Consider the following 23,522-nt stretch of genomic DNA (forward strand, 5'->3'; position numbering starts at 1 on the left):
CACTACGCGATGGCCCACCCACAACACGGGTACGACACGCCCGAGCTGCGGCTACGCCGCCTCACCGAATGTCCACCACCCCACGGGACTTACCCGCAACTGTCCGCAGGATCCCCATTCGAGCATGATCGTCGACAGCCATACTTCGTTCTCGAACTCGAGGTCGACCGAGGAACTCTCCGACGCGGGATCGAGTACCCAGAAGCTGCACCGACGCGAATGCGTCGGCAAGTGCTCGAACGAACCGAGCGTCACTCCGGTCACCATCGCCGACACCGCTTACCTCAGCCTTCGTGCACTCGTTCACCGCGAGAATTCTCGATCGGAGCCGATCTGCCCCTCGATCAGGATAGGCGATTGATTCGCTTGACCCGTCGGGTGGAGCCGATCATTCAAATGTGTTGTTTCACAGTACTTTTCGAGCAGATTTCGAGATTTCGGGACCACCTCCGACCGAGCTACGTCACAGTGACGTTTCGACCGCGTATGACTGGTCCTGAAAAATCGTGGCTACTTTTTCTTCTGTGCTTCCATCATCTCGACGATCCTCTGAAGGTCATCGACGGATCCGAATTCGACCACGATCTTGCCTTTTCGCTTGCCGAGGCTGACCGTGACCCGCGTATCGAACGAATCCGAGAGGCGATCGGCGACGTCTTGGAGGCCCGGCATCTGGATGGGCTTGCGCCGGGGCGCCGGTTCCGGGCTCTTCCCGTCCTCTCGGTTGGCGAGGGTGACGGCTTCTTCGGTCGCGCGGACGGAGAGACCTTCGGCGACGATTCGCGCCGCCAATGACTCCTGTGCATCCGACCCCGCGTCCAGAGACAACAGAGCGCGAGCGTGTCCGGCCGACAGAACCCCGGCCGCGACTCGTCGTTGCACGGGAATCGGCAGCTTCAACAGACGAATCATGTTGGTCACGACCGGACGCGACCGACCGATTTTCGCGGCCAGTTCCTCGTGCGTGACGTCGAATTCTTCGAGTAGCTGTTGGTACGCGGCTGCTTCTTCGAGCGGATTGAGCTGGACGCGGTGGATGTTCTCGAGCAAGGCGTCGCGCAACATCGCGTCGTCCGCGGTCTCCCGAACGATCGCCGGGATCGACTCGAGGCCGGCTTCCTGGCTTGCACGCCACCGACGCTCGCCCATGACGAGCTGATATTTTGCATCTCCGGCCCCAGCGGAACCCGACACGAGACGGACGACGATGGGCTGCATGAGCCCGAATTCACGGATCGAGTGGACCAGTTCGGCCAACGATTCGTCGTCGAAGACGTGCCTCGGCTGCTTGGGATTGGCTTCGATTCGATCCGGTGCGATCTCCCGGTAGACGGCACCGACGGGGGAGAGGTCGTCTCCGTTCAGCACCGGCGGGGTCGGTGTGGGTGCCGTCGCGGTCTCCGTGAGTTCATCCGCCGGTGCAGTCCGTTTCGGCTTGGTGGACGTATCCGGCCGGTCCTTGGCGTTGCGATCCGCGCCGATGATCACGTCTGCCGCCGCGTTGCCGAGGCGTGGTCCGGCATCGGGTCCGGTGGGAATGAGTGAGGCCAGGCCGCGGCCCAGACCACCCTTACGTGTGGAACTCATCTGTTCACTTCTTCCGTGCTTCGTCGATGCCGGCCGATCGGGCAGCGAGCTCTCGTCCGGCGTCCAGGTAGCTCATCGCTCCTCGTGAACCGGGGTCGTAATCCAGCACCGTCATGCCGAATCCGGGGGCCTCGGATACCTTCACGCTGCGAGGGATGACGGCGCGTAGGACGGCGTCGCCGAAGTGCTTGCGTACTTCTTCCGCGACCTGGTCTGCCAACTTGGTGCGCCCGTCGTACATCGTCAGGATCACGGTGGAGACGTGTAGTTCGGGATTCAGATGCGACTGCACCAGCTCGATATTGCGGAGGAGCTGACCCACACCTTCGAGCGCGTAGTACTCGCACTGAATGGGGATGAGGACCTCGGTCGCTGCGACGAGTGCATTGACCGTCAGCAGACCGAGCGACGGGGGGCAGTCGATGAGGATGAAGTCGGCGTCGATACCGGAGAGTTCCTCCACCGACAGGGCCGTCTTGAGGCGACCTTCACGGGCCACCATCGACACCAACTCGATCTCGGCGCCGGCGAGGTCGATGGTCGCCGGGATGCAGAACAACCTGTCGCTGTGCGGACTCTTCTGCACTGCGTCCTTGGCGCTCACTTCACCGATGAGGACCTCGTAGCTCGACGGCACACCCGAGTGATGCTCGACGCCCAACGCCGTGCTGGCGTTGCCCTGAGGGTCCAGATCGACCACCAGAACGGTCAGTCCTTGGAGGGCTAGCGCGGCGGCCAAGTTCACGGCGGTCGTCGTCTTCCCGACGCCACCCTTCTGATTGGCGATCGTCAGCATGCGTCGCTTCGCCGGCTTCGGCAACGACACCGATCCGGGATGCAGAACCTGGCTGGCTCGATGTGCCGCGGCGCCGATCGGGGTGTCGTTCGGAGAGATCGCGTTGGTGTACTCGAACCCGGAGCTGGCCGCCACCCCCGACTGTTTCCCCGAGTTGCTCGACGCGTTCTTCTTGGACGCTGTTTCACGTGAAACAGCGGGATCGGACCCACCCGACATATGTGCTCCTTAGTGCGGAACTGACTGTGTTCAATACGATCGATCGGATCGAGCGCGGGATGTGTGAGCCCACGAACGAAATCAGTGACGACTCAGTCTCCGCGGCTCACGCACCGCTCTGACGACGATGGTGGGAGTGGGCAACAGACCCACTCCGCACTCCACTACCTCCAGCTTGCCAGCACCCATCCGGGTGAGGGAAGTCCGGTCGCGTTCGATCTCTTCGCCGGCGCTCGACCCCTTCAGGGCCAGCATCCGCCCGTGCTCGTGGACCAGAGGGAGTGACCACTTGGCGAGCTTCTCCAATGGTGCCACCGCCCTCGACGTGACCACATCGGCACCGCCGGCTTCCTTCTTGACGCCGGGCTGTTCCGCGCGACCGCGCACGACCAAGATGTTCAAATCGTGTTCCTCGATGAACTCTGCGAGATAGACGGTTCGGCGGAGGAGGGGCTCGACGAGGGTCACCCGCAAGTCAGGCCGCGCGATCGCCAACGGGATACCGGGCAAGCCAGCACCGCTGCCGATATCGACGACGGTCTCGCCCTCGTCGATGAGCTCACCGATCGCCGCGCAGTTGAGGATGTGTCGCTCCCAGAGCCGTGGAACTTCACGCGGTCCGATGAGTCCTCGTTCGACGCCGGCCGTAGCCAACGAGTCGTGGTACCTCCGTGCCAACTCGAGCCGATCACCGAAGATCTGCTCCGCCACGGCCGTCAACTGATTGCTATCCGAGCCTTCTTGTTCCACGTGAAACATCTTCCCGTGCTCGGGCACGGAACGCCAAACGACATCACTGTAACTCGACCGAATCGACGTCGAATCGCCGAAATCTTCTATCCACGCGACCGACAGGTGGCCGGTGGCGCAGCGATCCACGACGAGTGGACCCGTCCCGATTCTCGGCGCGGTCAGATCATCCGGATCGACTTCCCGTCTGTTTCGGTCCGAAGATCTGCCGACCCCGCACGGTTCGACAGACCGCCCGTCCCGCGGCCCCGAAAATTGGTCCGGCGGCGACTGGGGGTGTCTCGATGCCCCGCGCTGTTTCACGTGAAACTGCTTTGCCATTGCCTCACTATCGTCAGTGCCGCGTGACGACTCGGTGAAGTATTCAGCGTCGACGTTCCGGGTTCTCGACAGAAGGCACCGGTCTGAGTGCAGCGACCACACAAGTCAGGGACTTGGTCCAACGTGCGTAGTACCGACCGAACCTGTACCGCGAGCGGCTGACGCCATTCGCAATCGAACATATTCATGCCCCGTCCGGCTGGCGAAGTACGACTGATCGGCTCGTGGATGTTTCACGTGAAACTACGTACCTGTACCAGTCCACGTTTCTGGAAGGAGTTGATCGACAACCGTCAGCCGGTGGAGATCTGGACGAATACTTGTCGACCACGTATGCCGCTCCGGGCACCTGCGTGCCGTGACACACCTAGTCAGGGGAGAGCCGCAGACTCGCCTCCATTCTCGATCGCGTCTCGATCGGCCGGATCACCTCTTCGCCGCATCCGAACTTCACACGTCGTCCGGGTTCACGGTGGTCTCGATTCCGACAGGGCTCACCGGCCCCACCCATGCGGGCACTGGGAAAGTCGTCGTCCGGATATTCGTCATGGCGTCCCGAGTCTCCGCATCGCGACGAGCAAGATTCTTGATCGGCAAACGTCGTAGGAACGTCAGATCGCACGCCACGGTCCCAGGACGAGAACGAACACATCCCGCGACGTCCAGCGACGCGCCCTGAGGTTCGATCGCCGCGGATACATCCACCATCGAGATGACCCCGATCGGGCGTCGTCGATTTTTCGTTCACCGCTACTACCGACCGACGCAAGTTCCATCGGTCGTCCGTCGGATGAAGAGTCACGGACTGGTCGATTGCGTGAACCGTCGAGCGCCGCTCGGTAGCGGCGCCGAATCCGACAAGACCCACTGGAGTCAGATTCGATCCTTCCCTGAGTCGGACCACGTTCGACTCGATCGCACGTGCTCGTCGATAGTTCGAGGCATCCATGATCGCCCGCAATGTTTCACGTGAAACTGCACCGACTCCAGACCGTGTCGATCCGGCACTCAGATCTCGGAACCTAGGGGGTCTCTGGAGATCGTTCTACCCCGACCCCCATGGATCGAACGACAGTCCTCGAATCCAGAACTCACACGGGCGTATCGGCAACAAATTCACTCACTTCGGATGCCGCCTGTTTCACGTGAAACAAACGCGACCGAGGCGAGCAACAGGTAAGAAAGACACCATCGACTTTGCCGTCACAGTGACGAAAGCGCAGTGCATGACTAATCTCGAGAATCCGGCGAGAAAATCGATCGCACCCGCGCCGACGTCCGCCGTCGTCGAGCAAATTACATCGATGACATTCGACCGAAGGATCTACTACATCCGGATACGACGATGGCCCCCACCGAAGTGGGGGCCATCGACTGGGGACGCTTCTGTTACGCCTTGACTACAACTACTCGTCGAGCCGGCTCGACGCCGGTGCTTTCGCTCGCGACGCCGTCGATCTTCGCGACCGCGTCGTGCACGATCTTTCGCTCGAATGGGGTCATCGGGGTCAGCTCTTCGCGCTCTCCGGATTCGAGTACACGACGCGCCGCTTCGGCACCGAGGTTGCCGAGTTCGGTCCGCCGGTTCGCACGCCAGCCGGCGACGTCGAGCATCAGCTTGCTGCGCTCACCCGTCGACTGCTGAACGGCGAGCCGAGTCAGCTCCTGCAGTGCATCGAGAACTTCACCCTTGCGGCCGACCAGCTTGGCCAGATCGTCGCCGCCGTCGATGCTGACGATGGCGCGGTCACCCTCCACGTCGAGATCGATGTCGCCGTCGAAGTCCAGGACGTCGAGCAGCTGCTCGAGGTAGTCGCCGGCGATCTCGCCTTCCTCGACCAGGTAGTCCTCATCGTCCTCGTCGTCCTCGTCCGACACATCGTCGGACTTGTCCTCGACGACGCCCGAGTCCCCGGACTCCGCGACGACGGGAGTCTCGTCCGCCTCGACGTCGACTGCACTCACCTGATCGGCCTCGACCACCACGTCACTTGCTCCATCCCCGGATACCGCACCGACTGTCTGCACTTCGTCGTTCTGAGCTTCTTCTACGTCCGCTGCCATGTTCGTCCTTCTCTCGACGTGTCGGTCAGCGCCGCTTGCGCTTGGTCGACTTGTTCCGGTTCGCCTGCGGTCTCGGTTTGGCCGACGATGCAGCACCGGTCGTCGAATCGGAGACGCCCTCGGCGGTATCGGCCGTCGACGGGTCGCTCGTCGGCGTCATCTTCGACAGCTTGGGGCGAGCACCGGGCTTCGGCTTGGTGGTCGACACCGGCTTCACACCGGGCTTCGGCGCGTTCTCGGATCGCTTCTCCACCGCAGCTGCGGCCTTGGCTGCTTCTTCCTTGTCGATCTTTCCGAACACCAAGTGTTGCTGCGCGTAGGTCCAGGTGTTGTTGCTGACCCAGTACAGCAGGATGGCGATGGGAAGCAGTGCACCGAACACGAGCACACCGAGCGGGAACACGTACAGCGCGAGCTTGTTCATGATGGCGGACTGCGGGTTCGCTGCCGCGGCCGCGCTCTGGCGGGCAACCGAGGCACGCGAGTTCATATGCGTCATGATCGCCGCGATGATCATCAGAGGAACGGACACCGCGACAATGACCCACGTGGACGGAATGGTCGCGCCGGGTCCCACCGCGAATGCGTTGAGCTGATCCTGCGGCATGGTGATCCATGCCGAGATCGGAGCGCCGAAGAGACGAGCGTCCAGGAAGGACTGCACGTCGGCCACGTTGAACGCGTAGTTGGACAGCTCGCGGTTCTCCTCGGGGGTCAACCCGAGCTGGCCGAAGCCGGTACCGGTGCGGTTGAACGAGCGCAGCACGTGGAACAGGCCGATGAACACCGGTGCCTGTGCCAGCACGGGCAAGCAGCCCATCAACGGGTTGAAGCCGTGTTCCTTCTGGAGCTTCTGCATCTCCACGGCCATCTTCTGCTTGTCTTTGCCGTACTTCTTCTGCAAAGCCTTGATCTGCGGCTGTAGCTCCTGCATCTGCCGCGTGGTGCGGACCTGCTTGACGAAGGGCTTGTACAGAATCAGGCGGAGGGTGAAGACCAGGAAGACGACGGACAGTGCCCAGGCGAACCCATTGCTGGGATCCTGGAACACAAAGCCGAACACCTTGTGCCACACCCAGAGAATCCAGGCAACCGGGTAGTAAATGAAGTCGAGCACGGCTCTATGTACTCCTCTGTTCTTCCACTCGCGCGAGATCGTGGTGTTCTTCGGTTTCGGTCGGTTCGGTGACGATCGCGCGCCACCTACCGGGTTCGGGTACCGGGTCCCAGCCTCCAGAGTGCCAGGGAGCACATTTGAGGAGGCGGACGACTGCCAGCAACGAGCCCTTGATCATCCCGTGCACCTGGAGCGCCTCGATGGCGTATTCACTGCAGGTGGGGGAGAAGCGACAGGTGGGAGGTCTCATCGGGGACACGTAGGTCCGGTACAACCCGATGCAGTAGACGAGTGTTCGAGCAGGAATGGAACGAAGGTTGCCCATGAATGTCATGACGGCGGACCCTTCGGAGCTTCGAGAAGACCGAGCTTCTTCAATCCTGAACGCAGTTGAACCAGTAGATCTGCCGAGGACGCACTCGCGGCTCCGGGCAGTGCGCGGATCACCACGTCGGTGGTCTCGGGGAGTTCACCGATGACGTCGGTACAGATATGCCGAAGCCGGCGCGCAACTCGATGACGAGTTACGGCCGGCCCGACTGCCTTGCTGACGATCAATCCGAAACGTGGCCCGCGAACGGTCGATGCGATGTCCTGTTCGTCACGCACGACGGCGTGAACCACAAGATTCGATCTACCCATTCGGCGTCCTCGACGCATCGCTACGGAGAAATCACGTGCTCGATGTAGTCGATTCGGCTCAGGAAGCATCCCGAGCTCCAAGCTTCGGACGAACAGATATCAGGCTGTGAGTTCTTTACGGCCCTTGCCGCGACGTGCGGAAACGATTGCACGACCCGCACGGGTACGCATACGAAGACGGAAGCCATGAACGCGCGCGCGGCGGCGATTGTTCGGCTGGAACGTCCGCTTGCCCTTGGCCACGGTCAACACTCCTCGAGATTGAAAAGACGCCGATCTGTCGGCGCCTGCTGGAAAGGTTCTCAGCGAGTCCGGATGGACTTGCTTGCCTCCCGAGCGAGAAATCCGAGTGAACACAGACTGTAAGCAGCCAGCAGGCATCGGCCACCTCGCTATTGGGTGACTGTTCGAGAGTACTGATCGAGTCACCGCCGGTCAAACTCGCTCTCGAGCCGCGAGCGCCGTCGTTCATGCACAGGCGGTGCCGGTTTCCGGCCACCGATGGTGTGATGCGCGTCGAAATCGCCTCCGAACGACCCCGCGCTGCGACACAATTCGTCCGATCGCACTACAGACAGTCGGCATCGGTGCAGGTCAGACTGGCGTAATTGTCATACCACGAGCCGGAACGAGTTCTGGGGTCACATCGGTGTCGTTTATCCACACCTGTGGATAATTGTGTGGAAACACAGTTCAGGTGGCATATTCGTACCTTGCGGGGTCCACCCACGGACCCTGGTCTCGGCCGCAGCGACGCACGAACGACGACGCTATCCGACGACGTTGCCGCGCGGGTGAAAAACGGCGCGCGGATTTCACGCGTCGAACACCGCCCGAGACCAATGCTCGACGACGGAGGGCCCAACGTGAACGACGATCCGGATGCGCTCGCGCGCATCTGGCCCGAGGTGGTCGCGGAGCTCACATCCGACCGACACAGTGGGTCGCCGCTGACCAAAGGCCAGAAGGCCTGGCTCGCGCTGGTCAAACCGCTGACATTGACGCAGGGCTTCGCGCTGCTCGCAGTTCCGTCGACTTTTGCGCAGGAAGCGATCGAACGAGATCTTCGCGAACCGATTCTCGGCGCCCTCGGGCGTCACCTGGGACAGGGTGTGGAGGGACTCGGAGTGCGTATCTCCGCTCCCGAGGACGAGAAGATCGACTCCGAGCGATCGCCGTACCCCGATGCCCCCAGTTCTCCGACCTATCGGCGCCGCGTCCTGACCAGCAGAGACGACGAGCCGTCGGACTCCGAGACGGCCGACTACGAAGAGGTGGACGACGAACGCGAGGCTCTGGCAAGCGTTCAGAACTCGTGGCCGACCTACTTCACGAAACCTCCCGAGTCGACGCCTCCGTCCTCGGGTGCCAACAGCCTCAACTCGAAGTACACCTTCGACACTTTCGTCATCGGCGCCTCCAATCGGTTTGCACATGCGGCCGCGGTGGCGATTGCCGAAGCACCTGCTCGCGCCTACAACCCGCTGTTCGTGTGGGGGGCGTCGGGTCTGGGCAAGACGCACCTCCTGCACGCGGCCGGGCACTATGCACAGCGCCTGTTCCCTGGCATGCGCGTGAAGTACGTCTCGACCGAGGAATTCACCAACGACTTCATCAACAGTCTTCGTGACGACCGCAAGGTGGCGTTCAAGCGCCGCTACCGGGAGACCGACGTGCTGCTCGTCGACGACATCCAGTTCATCGAGGGCAAGGAAGGCATCCAGGAGGAGTTCTTCCACACCTTCAACACCTTGCACAACGCGAACAAACAGATCGTCGTCTCGTCCGACAGGCCGCCGAAACAGTTGGCCACCCTCGAGGAGCGGCTTCGTACCCGCTTCGAGTGGGGCCTGATCACCGACGTGCAGCCGCCCGAGCTCGAGACGCGTATCGCCATTCTGAGCAAGAAAGCTCGGATGGACCGGCTCGATGTGCCGCACGACGTACTCGAGCTCATCGCCAGCCGAATCGAGCGCAATATTCGTGAGCTCGAAGGCGCCCTCATCCGCGTGACGGCGTTCGCGTCGCTCAACGGACAAGCGCTCGACCTCACTCTGGCCGAGGTCGTTCTCCGTGATCTCATCCCCGATTCGTCGAGTCTGGAGATCAATGCGGCCACGATCATGGCCGTGACAGCGGAGTACTTCAACACCTCGATCGAGGACCTGTGCGGGCCGGGTAAGGCCAGAGCACTGGCTATGGCCAGGCAGATCGCGATGTATCTCTGCCGGGAGCTCACCGATCTGTCGTTGCCCAAGATCGGCCAGACGTTCGGTCGGGACCACACCACGGTGATGTACGCGGACAAGAAGATTCGCAAGGAGATGACCGAGCGTCGCAAGGTGTACGACCAGGTTCAGGAGCTGACCGCGCGGATCAAGCAGCGCTCGAAGCGGTAGACGACCGGGAACGACGAACACGTGAAGACGGCACCGAATCCCATCGCGGGTTCGGTGCCGTCTTGCGTTTCTCGTCGTTCGCCGGACCGATTCTCGACACGAATTTCACGATTTCTCGAGGCGTCGACCATTGATTCACACCTGTGGATAACCATGTGGACAACATCGAAGTTCTGGGGATGGAGTGTGGGCGCCTGTGCACCGATGTGATTCGTCCACAGGCAGCGGTTCGTCAACCGCGTATTGGTCCCGAGTTCATCCCCACGACACCACGCTCGGCCACCAGGGGATCGAATGGTCCGTGCACAGATTCCACAGGACCTATTAATACTTCTGTTTTCTCCTTGAAAGAACTTCTTTGAAAACAGGTGTTGGGGAACGATCCGTTCACAGGCCCCCCGAGATCACCCGAATCCCACGTTCGGAGTGAACCTCGCGCTTTCGTCTTCGGTTCGGAGGGCATACGGTGTGCTTGCGCTGGATGTGCCACACTCGTCGTTGCATCGGTTCGAGCCGCAGCCATCGTGGTTGCACTGCTCCGGCCGTGACGACGAACGCCACCGAACGAGAGGAAATGCCGAGCGATGGAGCTTGGAAGTTTGAAGTTTCGCGTTGCTCGTGAAGATTTTTCCGATTCCGTCGCGTGGGTAGCCCGTAGCCTGCCCTCTCGACCGCCCGTTCCCGTTCTCGGTGGAGTTCTTCTTGCCGCCGACGAGCAGGGTCTGACGGTCTCCGGATTCGACTACGAGGTCTCCGCTCAGGTCAAAGTGTCCGCCGAGGTTGCCACTGCCGGCCGAGTTCTGGTGTCGGGCAAGCTACTTGCCGACATCACGAAGTCGTTGCCGAACAAGCCGGTCGACGTCACGGTCGACGGAACCCGCGTTCTGGTCAACTGTGGAAGCGCCAAGTTCTCACTGCCCACGATGCCGGTGGAGGACTACCCCCAGCTCCCCGAGTTGCCCAGCAACACCGGTTCACTGGCCGGTGATGTTTTCTCCGAGGCGATTGCGCAGGTCGCCATTGCTGCGGGCAAGGACGACACGCTTCCCATGCTCACCGGCATCCGCGTGGAGATCGACGGCACCAACGTCGTTCTCGCGGCCACCGACCGTTTCCGGTTGGCGGTTCGTGAGGTGGAATGGGCTCCCGCTGGAGCCGACACCACCACCGCGGTCCTGATTCCGGCCAAGACCCTGTCCGAATCTGCGAAGACGCTCGGCGGCAACGCCGGGTCACCCGTGGAACTCGCCCTGGGTTCCGGCTCGTCCATCGGTAGCGACGGCCTGCTCGGAATCGTCAGCGACGGGCGCCGCACCACGACCCGACTGCTCGACGCCGAATTCCCGAAGTTCCGTCAGTTGCTGCCGGCCGAACACACTGCGGTGGCGACCCTCGAGATCGCGTCGCTGATCGAGGCCATCAAGCGTGTGGCACTCGTGGCCGAGCGTGGCGCGCAGGTTCGCCTGGAATTCAACGCCGACGGCGTGTTGCTGTCCGCGGGTGGCGACGACGCAGGCCGCGCCGAGGAGGCACTGCCTGCCGATTTCCAGGGCGAGGCTCTGACCATCGCGTTCAACCCCGGCTACCTCATCGACGGCTTGTCGTCGTTGCACAGCGAAAAGGTCACCTTCGGATTCACGACGCCGAGCCGGCCCGCCGTGCTGCGACCGACCTCGGACGAGGAACTGGTGCCCGATGACGCAGGCAAGTTCGCGGCACCACAGTCCGAGTACACGTACTTGCTGATGCCGGTCAGGCTGCCGGGCTGATCCAGCCTCGTTACTGTTGAACCTGCGGACACTTTCGCACCTGACACAGACAAGGACACCTCATCATGCAGCTGGGCTTGGTCGGTCTCGGAAAAATGGGCTTCAACATGCGAGAGAGACTGCGTGAGCACGGTCACGAGGTCATCGGCTACGACCCCCGACCCGAGGTGACCGATACTCCGTCACTCGCCGGTCTGGCGCAGTCGTTGACGGCGCCTCGTGTGGTGTGGGTGATGGTTCCGTCGGGCAAGATCACCCGCGATACCGTCACCGGTCTGGCAGAGGTGCTCGAGCCGGGCGATCTGGTGATCGACGGCGGCAACTCTCGGTTCACCGACGACAAGCCCAATGCAGAGCTGTTGGACGCCAAGGGAATCGGTTACATCGATGCCGGAGTATCCGGTGGTGTTTGGGGCCTGAAGAACGGCTACGGCCTGATGGTCGGCGGCCAGGACGAGCATGTCGCCCGTGCGATGCCGATCTTCGACGCACTGCGTCCCGAGGGCGAGCGCGCGGACGGCTTCGTGCATGCCGGCCCGGTCGGTGCCGGTCACTACTCGAAGATGGTGCACAACGGCATCGAGTACGGGTTGATGCAGGCGTATGCCGAAGGTTACGAGATTCTCGAAGCCGAAGAACTGGTCCAAGACGTGCAGGGCGTGCTGCGGGCCTGGAGCAAGGGCACTGTCGTGCGGTCGTGGCTGCTCGATCTACTGGTCGAAGCGCTCGGTCAGGATCCGGAGTTCAGTGAGATCTCCGGGTACACCGAGGATTCCGGTGAGGGCCGCTGGACCGTCGAGGAAGCCATCCGTCACGCTGTCCCCGCGCCGGTGATCTCTGCGGCGTTGTTCGCGAGATTTGCTTCGCGGCAAGAGGATTCGCCTGCCATGAAGGCTGTCTCCGCACTGCGGAACCAGTTCGGCGGGCATGCGGTCAAGAAGGCCGATGCCGACGAGACACTGCGCGCTCCGGCGCCGAAGAACACCGAGTAAGTGTTCGTCCGGTCTCTGCAGCTACACGATTTCCGATCCTGGGACGACCTCACCGTCGACCTCGGACCGGGCTCGACCGTGTTCGTAGGGCCGAACGGACACGGCAAGACCAATCTGCTCGAGTCGCTCAACTATCTGTCGACGTTGTCCTCCCATCGCGTGTCTTCGGACGCTCCCATGATCCGGGCAGGCGCCGCCAAAGCGTTCGTGGGCAGTGCCGTGGTCAATCACGGTCGCGAACTGATCATCGATGTGGAGCTTCTCGAAGGCAGGGCCAACAAGGCTCGGATGAACAGGTCACCGTTGCGGCGCCCACGTGAGATCCTGGGCGTGTTGCAGAGTGTGCTGTTCGCTCCGGAGGATCTCTCGCTCGTGCGCGGCGATCCCGGCGAACGACGCCGCTACCTGGACGAGCTGCTCACCTCCCGAATTCCTCGAATGGCCACTGTCCGTGCCGATTACGACAAGGTTCTGCGGCAACGATCGGCACTGCTGAAGACGGCGAGTGGATCGTTGCGCCGGGGATCGTCGTCGGGTGACGGCGCGAGTGCCCTCGCCACCCTCGACGTCTGGGATGGGCATCTCGCGGCGCACGGTGCTCGATTGCTCGCTGCCAGAATAGCTTTGGTGCACGAGCTGATGCCTTTCGTGCAACAGTCCTACAGTTCGATCGCGCCGGAATCGCGGTTGGCTGCCGTTGCCTATCGCTGCAGTCTGGCCGATGCGCTCCCGCCGGAATTCTCCGATGCCGATCGTGCACCCGAACCCGATGACACTGAGGTGCTCGAAGCTGCTTTCCTGCACCAACTTTCGGTGATGAGACAGCGTGAGATCGAACGCGGAGTGTGTCTGGTGGGACCGCACCGCGACGACCTGGAATTGATGCTCGGTGATCAACCGACCAAGGGCTTTGCCAGCCATGGTGAATCGTGGTCGTACGCACTGTCGTTGCGGCTCGGATCCTTTGCGCTGTTGCGGGAGGACGGTACGGACCCTGTTCTGATGCTCGACGACGTGTTCGCCGAGCTCGACCGCAAGAGGCGCGCGGCGTTGGCGACGGTGGCCGCCGGCGCAGAGCAGGTCCTCATCACGGCGGCGGTACCGGAGGACGTACCTCCCGAACTCGACGCTCGACGGTACGGGGTCGAGGCCACGCAGAACTCGGATTCCGGTGCAGCAGGGCGTATCTCCCGTATCTCGGACCTGTCGGACGATACCGACATCGCACGTTCGGAAGGTGAGGATCGATGACCGACGACGACGCGACGCCCACAGACAACGCTGAGGTACCGGAATTGAAAGGCGTCGATTTGGCGCGTCGAGCACTCGAGGACGCGCGGGCCGCAGCCAAGGCCAGTGGCAAATCGGTGGGACAGGGACGGTCGTCTCCCACCGGCGGAGTTCGAGCACTGCGGGGGCGTCGTAGACGCGGTTGGTCGGGAGCCGGGCCGGACGACCGTGATCCTCAGGCCTTCGGGGCGTTGGCGAACTCGATCGCGTCCAAGCGTGGGTGGTCGGCCAAGGTGTCCGAGGGCGCGGTGCTGGGCCGGTGGCCCAGTGTGGTGGGCGAGGACATCTCGGCCCATGCTGACCCCACCGGTCTCAAGGACGGTGTGTTGAGCATTTCAGCGGAGTCCACGGCGTGGGCGACGCAGTTGAGGCTGATGCAGTCGCAGATTCTGGCCAAGATCGCAGCCGCCGTCGGTCATGGCGTGGTGACGTCTCTGCGGATCACCGGTCCGACGACGCAGAGCTGGAGAAAGGGAGAGCGTCACGTACGCGGAAGGGGCCCGCGCGACACGTACGGATAGTGAGACGTCCCAACCAGGGCTTCTCGAATCGACTGGTCCAGGTGATCCTCAACAGATGTTGGGGCCAGTGTTGCTGTGACATGGTCGATATGCGTAGCGTGATTCGCGACACTCAGCGGTCGGGGGATCGATGAAGATGTTCTACGCGGCCATCGGACGAGGAGAAGTTGTGTCTGCACCAACGAAGAAGGCATCGACAGCGGCCGTCGATGTGGACGGAACCCCCGAAGACCGTGTCATTCTGCATGCCCGAAATGTCGAGTTCGACTGGGAATCCCTGCCGCTGCACTACATGGACGGCAACCCGCTCGCTACTCACCTGATCAACGTGATGCACCTGCTTTTGCCCGAGGGCGAGGAATGGTTCGTGCGCACGTTCAAGGAAGCGCTGCCGCTCATCCACGACGATCAGCTGCGCGACGACGTGATCGGATTCATCGGTCAGGAAGCCATGCACGCGCAGGCCCACACCGATGTCCACGATCAGCTCCGGGCGCACGGCATCGATGTCGATCCGTACGTCGATCAGATGAAGTTCCTGTTCGGCCGCGCCCTCGGCAACAGGTCCGGGCACGGCCAGAACAGTTTGGTTGAGCGTCTCGCCCTCATCGCCGCCGCCGAGCACTTGACCGCCTTCCTCGGCGATTGGGTTCTCAATGCCACGGAGTTGGACGAGGCCGACGTCGATCCGATCATGCTGGATCTGCTGCGCTGGCACGGAGCCGAGGAAGTCGAGCATCGATCCGTGGCCTACGAGGTGATGCGATACTTCGACGTCCGCCCGGCCCGCCGAATTCGTACGTACGTCGTCATCGCGCCCACCCTCGTGTGGTTCTGGACCCGCGGGGTTCGCTTCCTCATGAGCCAGGATCCGACGCTGGCGCACCTTTCACCCAAGCAGCGCACACCGTCGTTCCGAGAATTCCGCAGAGTGGCCAAAGCCGGTCTGTTCCCGACCCCGATGTCGATGGTGAAGGCGTCTCTTCGCTACTTCAAGAGCACGTACCACCCTTCCCAGGAAGGTTCGACGGCGCAGGCAGTGCAGTATCTGGCCACCTCACCGGCAGCCCGGTCCGCCGATCGATGACCAAACGCACGTTGCGAAGCAAGCTCGGCGCAATGGCACAGATGGTGGACTCGTTCCGGGCGGGACGCACCATTCCGAAGAATCTGTACGGCCGCGACGAGCCCGATCAGACCGTGTCACTGGTGACCGATGCGCTCGACAAATGGTTCGCTCTGCTCGACGGTGACGACTACGACGCGTCGTTCGCTGCGCCGCCCGTGGCTCGGACCCGGTTGTTGACGTTGGTCGCGCGCGAGGTGTTGTGCGTCGACGAGCAGGTGGTCCAACTGACCTTCTCGGCCGCCGACGGTGAGGTGCTGCCCGCGTGGGCACCGGGAATGCATCTGGACTTCTATCTCCCGTCCGGACGCCGTCGGCAGTACTCGTTGTGTGGGCAGCCGAATGCCGACTCGTACTCCATCGCGGTGCGCTTGGTGCCCGACGGCGGCGGCGGATCGCGTGAGATGCACGATCTGCAGGTCGGCACCGAGGTCGCAATTCGCGGGCCGCGCAACGGTTTTCCGTTCGTACAGTCCGAGCACGCGGTGTTCGTGGCCGGAGGAATCGGCATCACAGCCATCATCTCGATGGTGCGTCGCGCTCGAGAGACGGGGATGGACTGGCACCTCGTCTACTGCGGCCGGTCACGTGAATCGATGCCGTTCCTCGACGAGATCGCCGGCTGGGACGCCGACCGCGTGACGGTGCGGACCGACGATGTGGACGGGATGCCGTCGAGCATGGATCTGCTCGGTGCCGCGGCGCCCGGCGGTTCGGTCTACGTGTGCGGACCCCCGCCCATGATCGATCTGGTTCGGGCGTCGTTCGACTCGTTGCCCGCAACGCATCTGCACTTCGAGCGTTTCTCACCGCCGCCGGTGAAGAACGGTGCCGAGTTCGAGGTGCAGCTCGTCGATTCCGGACAGATCATCGCAGTGGCTCCGGACGAGACTGCGTTGCATGCCATTCGGCGTCTGCGGCCCGATGTGGCGTACTCCTGCCAGCAGGGGTTCTGCGGGACGTGTCGTGTTCGAGTACTCAGCGGAACACCGCAGCATCGGGAGAATCGGCTCACCGCCGAGGAGCAGGAACACGAGATGTTGATCTGCGTGTCCCGCTCCGAGGGCGAACGGATCGTGCTCGATCTCTAGCCGAGCCGCTGCATTTACCCTTCATCTTTGTCGCCCGGCACCCTGAAAATGCGCCTGTGAAGCAATCAGAGGCCTTTTAGGGGTGTCATCGTGCCCATGCTGTCGCAGGCAACCAGTACTATGGACCGGTACGACATCAAGCCCGGAACAACGCATGGACCCGGGCGCGGCCGGAATCGACTGCGCTCGCCCCTGCGGTAGCACCCTGTCGGGGTGTGAGCGGGGTAGTGGACGCGTAGAAGGAGAACCAGCTAACCGTGGCTGCCCAGAAGTCAGGTAACAACGAGAACAGCAAGGATTACGGCGCTTCGTCCATCACGGTCCTCGAGGGCCTGGAGGCGGTTCGTAAAAGGCCCGGTATGTACATCGGTTCCACCGGTGAACGAGGCCTGCATCACCTGATCTGGGAGGTCGTCGACAACTCCGTCGACGAGGCCATGGCCGGCTACGCCTCCACCGTCGGCGTCACCATTCACGTGGACGGCAGCGTCGAGGTCACCGACGACGGTCGAGGAATTCCCGTCGCAATGCACTCGTCCGGCGTCCCCACCGTCGAGGTCGTCATGACCCAGCTGCACGCCGGCGGCAAGTTCGACTCCGATTCGTACGCGGTGTCCGGCGGACTGCACGGCGTCGGCATCTCCGTGGTCAATGCTCTCTCGACCAAGGTGGAACTGCAGATCGCGCGTGACGGTCACCGCTACACCCAAACCTACGACTACGCCAAGCCCGGACCGCTCGAAACCGTCGGGAACACCGACGAGACCGGCACCACGGTCCGCTTCTGGGCCGACGGCAAGATCTTCGAGACTCTCGACTACAGCTTCGAGACCGTGCACCGCCGCCTGCAGGAGATGGCGTTCCTTAACAAGGGACTGACCATCAACTTCACCGACGAGCGAGTGGCCGCGACCGACGCCACCGAGGAGGAATTGGGCGAGACCGCCGAGGCTCCCAAGACCGCCGAGGAAGAGCAGGCCGATGCGGCGAACGCGAAGCCGGCCAAGGTCCGCAAGCGGACGTACCACTACCCCGACGGCTTGGTCGACTTCGTCAAGCACATCAACCGCACCAAGACCGCGATCCACAACTCGGTCGTGGGCTTCACCGGCAAGGGTGAAGGCCACGAGGTCGAGATCGCGATGCAGTGGAACGCCGGTTACTCCGAGTCGGTGCACACCTTCGCCAACACCATCAACACGCACGAGGGTGGTACCCACGAAGAGGGCTTCCGCACCGCGTTGACCTCGACGGTGAACAAGTACGCCCTCGAGAAGAAGCTGGTCAAGGAAAAAGACATCAAGCTCACCGGCGACGACATTCGTGAGGGCCTCGCCGCGGTCATTTCGGTCCGAGTCGGTGAGCCGCAGTTCGAGGGTCAGACCAAGACCAAGCTCGGCAACACCGAGATCCGATCGTTCGTCCTCAAGGCCTGCAACGAGCACCTCTCGCACTGGTTCGAGTCCAACCCGGCCGACGCCAAGACGATCATCAACAAGGCGGTCTCCTCTGCTCAAGCCCGCATGGCTGCGCGTAAGGCGCGAGAGATGGTGCGCCGCAAGAGCGCAACCGATATCGGTGGCCTCCCCGGCAAGCTCGCCGACTGCCGATCCAACGACCCGAGCAAGTCCGAGATCTACATCGTGGAGGGCGACTCCGCGGGCGGCTCGGCCAAATCCGGACGCGACTCGATGTTCCAGGCGATCCTGCCGCTGCGCGGAAAGATCATCAACGTCGAGAAGGCTCGCATCGACCGCGTCCTGAAGAACAACGAGGTCCAGGCGATCATCACCGCCTTCGGAACCGGCATCCACGACGAGTTCGACATCACCAAGCTGCGCTATCACAAGATCGTGCTGATGGCCGACGCCGACGTCGACGGTCAGCACATCTCGACGCTGCTGATGACTCTGCTGTTCCGGTTCATGCGTCCGTTGATCGAGAACGGTCACGTCTACCTCGCCATGCCGCCGCTGTACAAGCTCAAGTGGAGCCGCGGTGAACCCGACTTCGCCTACTCCGATCGTGAACGCGACGGACTGCTCGAGGCCGGCATCGCCAACAAGCGCAAGATCAACGTCGAGGACGGCGTCCAGCGCTACAAGGGCCTCGGCGAGATGAACGCCAAGGAGCTGTGGGAAACCACGATGGACCCGGCTGTGCGAGTGCTGCGTCTGGTCACCCTCGACGACGCGGCCGCGGCAGACGAACTGTTCAGCGTCCTGATGGGCGAGGACGTCTCCGCACGCCGAAGCTTCATTGCCCGCAACGCGAAAGATGTTCGCTTTCTTGACGTTTAGTCACTTCCCTTCACGCACCGATGAGGTTTCTCGGTGCGTGGAGGTGACCGTTTCTCGAGGAGATTTGCATGTCTGACATCACCGAACCGCCGGTAGGACCCCCGCCGGGTTCGACCACCAACGCCGAGGGCGGAGACCGGATCGATCCGGTCGACATCCAGCAGGAAATGCAGCGCAGTTACATCGATTACGCCATGAGCGTCATCGTCGGTCGTGCCCTGCCCGAGGTGCGTGACGGACTCAAGCCGGTGCACCGTCGCGTCCTGTACGCGATGTACGACTCGGGCTTCCGCCCCGACCGCAGCTACGTGAAATCCGCACGCCCCGTTGCCGAAACGATGGGTAACTACCATCCCCACGGCGACACCTCGATCTACGACGCATTGGTGCGCCTGGCTCAGCCGTGGTCGATGCGGTACCCACTGGTCGACGGCCAGGGCAACTTCGGTTCGCGTGGCAACGACGGTGCCGCAGCCATGCGATACACCGAAGCCCGGTTGACCCCGCTCGCGATGGAGATGCTGCGCGACATCGACGAGGAAACCGTCGACTTCATCCCCAACTACGACGGTAAAACCCAAGAGCCGACGGTACTTCCGTCGCGGGTGCCGAACCTGTTGATGAACGGCTCCAACGGTATTGCCGTCGGTATGGCCACCAACATCCCTCCGCACAATCTGCGCGAACTGGGCGATGCGGTGTTCTGGGCCCTGGACAACTTCGAGGCGGACGAGGAAGCAACCCTCGCCGCGTGCATGGAACGCGTCAAGGGCCCTGACTTCCCCACCCACGGACTCATCGTCGGCGGCCAGGGCATCCAGGACGCGTACTCGACCGGTCGCGGCTCCATCCGGATGCGCGGCGTCGTCGAGATCGAGGAAGACTCCAACGGTCGCACCACGATAGTCATCACCGAGCTGCCGTACCAGGTCAACCCGGACAACCTGATCACCTCGATCGCCGAGCAGGTACGCGACGGCAAGATGTCCGGTATCTCCAAGATCGACGACGAGTCGTCCGACCGAGTCGGTATGCGCATCGTCGTCACGATCAAGCGCGACGCGGTCGCGAAGGTCGTGCTCAACAACCTCTACAAGCACTCGCAGCTGCAGACGAGCTTCGGCGCGAACATGCTCTCCATCGTCGACGGCGTACCGCGCACGCTTCGCCTCGATCAGATGATTCGCTTCTACGTCACCCACCAACTCGACGTGATCGTTCGGCGTACTCGGTACCGGTTGCGCAGAGCGGAGGAACGGGCTCACATTCTGCGTGGCCTGGTCAAAGCGCTCGACGCACTCGACGAGGTCATCGCGCTCATTCGTGCGTCGCAGACGGTGGATCTCGCCAAGCAGGGCTTGATCGACCTGCTCGACATCGACGAGATCCAAGCTCAGGCGATCCTCGACATGCAGCTGCGGCGCCTCGCAGCTCTCGAGCGTCAGAAGATCATCGACGAGTTGGCAGAACTCGAACGCACCATCGCAGACCTGCAGGACATCCTGGCCAAGCCTGAGCGACAGCGACAGATCGTGCGGGACGAGCTCGCCGAGATCGTCGAGAAGTTCGGCGACGACCGTCGCACGCGCATCATCGCCGCCGACGGGGACGTCAACGACGAGGATCTGATCGCGCGGGAGAACGTGGTCGTCACGATCACCGAGACCGGATACGCCAAGCGCACCAGAACCGACCTCTACCGCTCGCAGAAGCGCGGCGGCAAGGGAGTGATGGGAGCGGGCCTCAAGCAGGACGACATCGTCAGCAAGTTCTTCGTCTGCTCGACGCACGACTGGATCCTGTTCTTCACCACCAAGGGTCGCGTCTACCGGGCCAAGGCCTACGAGCTGCCCGAGGCGAACCGAACCGCTCGCGGTCAGCACGTCGCGAACCTGCTCGCCTTCCAGCCGGACGAACGCATCGCTCAGGTCATCCAGATCAAGACCTACGAGGATGCCCCCTACCTGGTGCTCGCCACCAAGGGTGGTCTCGTCAAGAAGTCGCGTCTGACGGATTTCGATTCCAACCGCAGCGGCGGCATCGTCGCGGTCAATCTGCGCGGCGACGACGAGTTGGTCGGCGCGGTTCTCGCATCCTCGGACGACGATCTGCTGCTGGTCTCGGCGCAGGGTCAGTCCATCCGGTTCTCGGCCACCGACGAAGTGCTGCGACCGATGGGTCGCGCCACCTCGGGTGTGCAGGGCATGCGATTCAACGGCGAGGATGCGTTGCTTTCGCTCAACGTCGTCAGCGAGAACAAGTTCTTGCTGGTCGCGACGTCGGGTGGCTATTCCAAGCGCACCGCGATGGAGGATTACCCGCAGCAGGGCCGCGGCGGAAAGGGAGTGCTGACAATCCAGTACGACCCGAAGCGTGGCACGCTGGTGGGAGCTCTCATCGTCGACGACGAGGACGAGCTGTACGCCATCACGTCCAGTGGTGGTGTGATCCGGACCGCTGCCAAGCAGGTTCGGAAGGCCGGCCGACAGACCAAGGGCGTGCGGTTGATGAATCTCGGTGAAGGCGACACCCTGCTCGCGATCGCGCGCAACGCCGACGAGATCGAACCGGATTCTCTGGGCACCGAAGACGATGCAGCGAAGGAGTCGTAAGTGAGCACTCCCAACCGGCCTGGTAGCAGGCCCGGCCCCAGCGGTGGACCGGACAGCCGGGAGGCCGAGCAGCCCGCGCGTCCCGCGCCGCCCGAGGGAGCTCGCCCGGGCAGCCGCCCGCAGCCGGCCAATCGTCCCGCGCCCGCCGCGGGCCGTGGCCCGGCCCCGCAGGGGGGTGCTCGTCCTCCGATCAGACCGGCACCCGGAAATCCGAACGGTCCGGCACGCCCGGCTCAGGGCCCCCCGCCTCCGCAGCGACCGCCTGCACCTCAGGGACCGCCGGGGGCCGCCCCGCAGCGTCCGCCTGCACCCCAGCAGGGACAGCCTCCTGCCGGTCAGTCCCAGCCTCCGCAGGCTCCCGGCCGTCAGCCAGGTCCGGGTCAGCAGGCTCCCGGACGGCCCGGCGGTCCGCCGCCGAACGGCCAACCGCCGCAGCGGCAGGCGCCGGCCGGTCAAGCTCCTCGGCAGGCAGCCCCGCAGCCGTCGGGACAGCAGCCCTCGGCCTCGCCCAACGAGACCGTCCGCACACCGCAGGTATCCGCCGACTCGGCTGCCGCCGGTGACGGATCTCGTGCATCCGAGCCCGCTCGGGGTCAGGATCAGGCAGGTCCCGCAGCAACTCAGGCGATGCCGGCTCAACAGAACGACGATCCGCAGGCCGGCCCCGGAACCCCGCCGTGGCAGCGCGGAGCCGCCCAGCGGCCCGCATCGCAGGGAACGGACCGGCAGCAGCCGCAGAATCAGCCGCAGACCAACCTGTCCGGACGCGGAGCGGCACTGCCACCGAACGGTGAGTTCGATCGAACCGCTCGTACTGCCGCCGAGCCCACTCAGCGTGAGTCGACGGAGGACAAGACCGAACGGCGAGAAGCTGCCCGGTCGAAGGCTGCGGTCATCGACGGACCGACACGGCACATCGAACGCAAGGATCTGGCGAAGGACATGCCGGACCTGTCTGCCGTCCGGCACCCCGAGCCGTCCCAGTCCGAGCGCGCAGCACCGGCAGCCATCACGGCCGTGGCCAGTGCGGACGGCGACCCCCTGCGGGCGACCATCCAGATCCGCAAGATCGATCCGTGGTCGACGCTCAAGATCGCCCTCGTGATCGCAGTGTCACTGTTCTTCGTGTGGATGGTGTCCGTCGGCTTGCTGTACGCCGTGCTCGACGGCATGGGCGTCTGGGAACGTCTCAACAGTGCGTTCACCGAGATCGTCAACGAATCCGGCGGCGGAGGACTCGTCAGTGCCGGGCAGGTGTTCGGCTACGCGGCGGTGATCGGTGTGATCAATGTCGTGCTCTTCACTGCTCTCACCACCATCGGCGCCTTCATCTACAACCTGTCGTCGGACCTGGTCGGTGGCGTCGAAGTGACCCTGGCAGACCGCGACTGACCTGCACCATCGAGAGCCGTATCGGGCCGTTTTGGAAGACAGCGGCCCGATACGGTAATCTCATCCCTCGGTTCGAGGAGAGCTTTTCTTCGGCCCGAAGTAGTGATGAGGGCCTATAGCTCAGGCGGTTAGAGCGCTTCCCTGATAAGGAAGAGGTCGGAGGTTCAAGTCCTCCTAGGCCCACACCGAACGAACGAAAAGAGGCAGGACATGAAAATCCTTCTTCTTGTCGCATCGGCGGTGATCGCAGTGCTGACAGTATCGAAGGTGCGCTCGCAGCGCAGCTCGGACGGCGTCTGGCACAGCATCCCCACCGCGTGACAGTCGCTCGGAGTGGACGTGTAGAGTTCGTCCACGATTACCGGCAACACCCGGGGCCTTAGCTCAGTTGGTAGAGCGCTGCCTTTGCAAGGCAGATGTCAGGAGTTCGAATCTCCTAGGCTCCACAAAGAATAGGACGTCCACTTCGGTGGGCGTCCTTTTTCGTCTCTCCAGCCGACCCCCCAAGTCCACTCGATGTGACATTGACCCCCG

The 23,522-nt window shown here is 63.0% G+C and carries 19 protein-coding genes and 2 tRNA genes; 12 read left to right on the forward strand and 9 right to left on the reverse strand.

The features are described 5' to 3' along the window. Nucleotides 1-51: 51 nt before the first annotated feature. The 9 genes from AB0362_RS22450 to rpmH all read right to left on the reverse strand — a co-directional run bounded on the left by AB0362_RS22450 (nucleotide 52) and on the right by rpmH (nucleotide 7,739). Nucleotides 52-276: a hypothetical protein gene (locus tag AB0362_RS22450; protein WP_366236149.1), complete on the reverse strand. Its 225-nt coding sequence runs from the start codon at nucleotides 274-276 to the stop codon at nucleotides 52-54. A 234-nt stretch (nucleotides 277-510) separates the two neighbouring features. Beyond that, entirely contained in the window at nucleotides 511-1,587 is a 1,077-nt protein-coding gene (locus AB0362_RS22455) for a ParB/RepB/Spo0J family partition protein (RefSeq protein ID WP_317809089.1), read from the reverse strand. A 4-nt stretch (nucleotides 1,588-1,591) separates the two neighbouring features. Then, nucleotides 1,592-2,602 carry a ParA family protein gene (locus tag AB0362_RS22460; RefSeq protein ID WP_317809090.1) on the reverse strand — a complete coding sequence of 337 codons (1,011 nt, stop codon included), beginning with the start codon at nucleotides 2,600-2,602 and terminating at the stop codon, nucleotides 1,592-1,594. An 81-nt stretch (nucleotides 2,603-2,683) separates the two neighbouring features. Next, complete coding sequence (gene rsmG / locus AB0362_RS22465) at nucleotides 2,684-3,361, reverse strand: 16S rRNA (guanine(527)-N(7))-methyltransferase RsmG (protein WP_068047690.1); 678 nt, start codon at nucleotides 3,359-3,361, stop codon at nucleotides 2,684-2,686. Between the two features lie 1,701 nt (nucleotides 3,362-5,062). Further along, entirely contained in the window at nucleotides 5,063-5,737 is a 675-nt protein-coding gene (locus AB0362_RS22470; protein WP_317809091.1) for a R3H domain-containing nucleic acid-binding protein, read from the reverse strand. A gap of 25 nt (nucleotides 5,738-5,762) precedes the next feature. After that, nucleotides 5,763-6,854 (reverse strand): membrane protein insertase YidC, encoded by a 1,092-nt coding sequence (yidC, locus tag AB0362_RS22475; protein ID WP_317809092.1) that lies wholly within the window; start codon nucleotides 6,852-6,854, stop codon nucleotides 5,763-5,765. A 4-nt stretch (nucleotides 6,855-6,858) separates the two neighbouring features. Then, nucleotides 6,859-7,188, reverse strand: coding sequence for a membrane protein insertion efficiency factor YidD (gene yidD / locus AB0362_RS22480; protein ID WP_317809093.1), 330 nt, complete (start codon nucleotides 7,186-7,188; stop codon nucleotides 6,859-6,861). Then, nucleotides 7,185-7,565 carry a ribonuclease P protein component gene (gene rnpA, locus AB0362_RS22485; RefSeq protein ID WP_317809094.1) on the reverse strand — a complete coding sequence of 127 codons (381 nt, stop codon included), beginning with the start codon at nucleotides 7,563-7,565 and terminating at the stop codon, nucleotides 7,185-7,187. Before rnpA ends, yidD begins: the two co-directional genes overlap by 4 nt. A 30-nt stretch (nucleotides 7,566-7,595) precedes the next feature. After that, on the reverse strand, nucleotides 7,596-7,739 hold the full coding sequence (gene rpmH, locus AB0362_RS22490) for a 50S ribosomal protein L34 (protein ID WP_026347786.1): 144 nt from the start codon (nucleotides 7,737-7,739) through the stop codon (nucleotides 7,596-7,598). Nucleotides 7,740-8,362: 623 nt separating this feature from the next. Here rpmH and dnaA point away from each other — a divergent pair. The 12 genes from dnaA to AB0362_RS22550 all read left to right on the forward strand — a co-directional run bounded on the left by dnaA (nucleotide 8,363) and on the right by AB0362_RS22550 (nucleotide 23,434). Continuing rightward, the gene (dnaA, locus tag AB0362_RS22495; RefSeq protein ID WP_037195714.1) at nucleotides 8,363-9,895 is read left to right on the forward strand and encodes a chromosomal replication initiator protein DnaA; all 1,533 of its coding nucleotides are present in this window, start codon (nucleotides 8,363-8,365) and stop codon (nucleotides 9,893-9,895) included. A 584-nt stretch (nucleotides 9,896-10,479) separates the two neighbouring features. Next, the gene (dnaN, locus tag AB0362_RS22500; protein WP_317809096.1) at nucleotides 10,480-11,664 is read left to right on the forward strand and encodes a DNA polymerase III subunit beta; all 1,185 of its coding nucleotides are present in this window, start codon (nucleotides 10,480-10,482) and stop codon (nucleotides 11,662-11,664) included. Between the two features lie 65 nt (nucleotides 11,665-11,729). Then, nucleotides 11,730-12,656, forward strand: coding sequence for a phosphogluconate dehydrogenase (NAD(+)-dependent, decarboxylating) (gene gnd / locus AB0362_RS22505; RefSeq protein ID WP_317809098.1), 927 nt, complete (start codon nucleotides 11,730-11,732; stop codon nucleotides 12,654-12,656). After that, entirely contained in the window at nucleotides 12,657-13,907 is a 1,251-nt protein-coding gene (gene recF / locus AB0362_RS22510; protein ID WP_317809099.1) for a DNA replication/repair protein RecF, read from the forward strand. It begins immediately after the preceding gene. After that, nucleotides 13,904-14,467, forward strand: a complete 564-nt coding sequence (locus tag AB0362_RS22515; RefSeq protein WP_317809100.1) for a DUF721 family protein — start codon at nucleotides 13,904-13,906, stop codon at nucleotides 14,465-14,467. Before recF ends, AB0362_RS22515 begins: the two co-directional genes overlap by 4 nt. A 169-nt stretch (nucleotides 14,468-14,636) precedes the next feature. Next, nucleotides 14,637-15,554 carry a metal-dependent hydrolase gene (locus AB0362_RS22520; RefSeq protein ID WP_317809101.1) on the forward strand — a complete coding sequence of 306 codons (918 nt, stop codon included), beginning with the start codon at nucleotides 14,637-14,639 and terminating at the stop codon, nucleotides 15,552-15,554. Further along, complete coding sequence (locus AB0362_RS22525; RefSeq protein WP_256980790.1) at nucleotides 15,551-16,684, forward strand: PDR/VanB family oxidoreductase; 1,134 nt, start codon at nucleotides 15,551-15,553, stop codon at nucleotides 16,682-16,684. Before AB0362_RS22520 ends, AB0362_RS22525 begins: the two co-directional genes overlap by 4 nt. 257 nt (nucleotides 16,685-16,941) lie before the next feature. After that, entirely contained in the window at nucleotides 16,942-18,984 is a 2,043-nt protein-coding gene (gyrB, locus tag AB0362_RS22530; RefSeq protein ID WP_094638409.1) for a DNA topoisomerase (ATP-hydrolyzing) subunit B, read from the forward strand. Nucleotides 18,985-19,052: 68 nt separating this feature from the next. Further along, the gene (gene gyrA, locus AB0362_RS22535; protein WP_068047539.1) at nucleotides 19,053-21,596 is read left to right on the forward strand and encodes a DNA gyrase subunit A; all 2,544 of its coding nucleotides are present in this window, start codon (nucleotides 19,053-19,055) and stop codon (nucleotides 21,594-21,596) included. After that, complete coding sequence (locus AB0362_RS22540; RefSeq protein ID WP_317809102.1) at nucleotides 21,597-22,988, forward strand: DUF3566 domain-containing protein; 1,392 nt, start codon at nucleotides 21,597-21,599, stop codon at nucleotides 22,986-22,988. 109 nt (nucleotides 22,989-23,097) lie between these two features. Next, nucleotides 23,098-23,171, forward strand: a tRNA-Ile gene (locus AB0362_RS22545). Nucleotides 23,172-23,361: 190 nt separating this feature from the next. Next, nucleotides 23,362-23,434, forward strand: a tRNA-Ala gene (locus AB0362_RS22550). Nucleotides 23,435-23,522 lie beyond the last annotated feature (88 nt).

The sequence above is a fragment of the Rhodococcus sp. NPDC079359 genome (assembly GCF_040702585.1).
GTDB lineage: Bacteria > Actinomycetota > Actinomycetes > Mycobacteriales > Mycobacteriaceae > Rhodococcoides.

Excerpts from the sequence above, each read along its gene's own strand:
- AB0362_RS22455 (WP_317809089.1), bottom strand. The coding sequence starts at position 1,587 with ATGAGTTCCACACGTAAGGGTGGTCTGGGCCGCGGCCTGGCCTCACTC.
- AB0362_RS22460 (WP_317809090.1), bottom strand. The coding sequence starts at position 2,602 with ATGTCGGGTGGGTCCGATCCCGCTGTTTCACGTGAAACAGCGTCCAAG.
- rsmG (WP_068047690.1), bottom strand. The coding sequence starts at position 3,361 with ATGTTTCACGTGGAACAAGAAGGCTCGGATAGCAATCAGTTGACGGCC.
- AB0362_RS22470 (WP_317809091.1), bottom strand. The coding sequence starts at position 5,737 with ATGGCAGCGGACGTAGAAGAAGCTCAGAACGACGAAGTGCAGACAGTC.
- yidD (WP_317809093.1), bottom strand. The coding sequence starts at position 7,188 with ATGACATTCATGGGCAACCTTCGTTCCATTCCTGCTCGAACACTCGTC.
- rnpA (WP_317809094.1), bottom strand. The coding sequence starts at position 7,565 with ATGCTTCCTGAGCCGAATCGACTACATCGAGCACGTGATTTCTCCGTA.
- dnaN (WP_317809096.1), top strand. The coding sequence starts at position 10,480 with ATGGAGCTTGGAAGTTTGAAGTTTCGCGTTGCTCGTGAAGATTTTTCC.
- gnd (WP_317809098.1), top strand. The coding sequence starts at position 11,730 with ATGCAGCTGGGCTTGGTCGGTCTCGGAAAAATGGGCTTCAACATGCGA.
- AB0362_RS22515 (WP_317809100.1), top strand. The coding sequence starts at position 13,904 with ATGACCGACGACGACGCGACGCCCACAGACAACGCTGAGGTACCGGAA.
- AB0362_RS22525 (WP_256980790.1), top strand. The coding sequence starts at position 15,551 with ATGACCAAACGCACGTTGCGAAGCAAGCTCGGCGCAATGGCACAGATG.
- gyrA (WP_068047539.1), top strand. The coding sequence starts at position 19,053 with ATGTCTGACATCACCGAACCGCCGGTAGGACCCCCGCCGGGTTCGACC.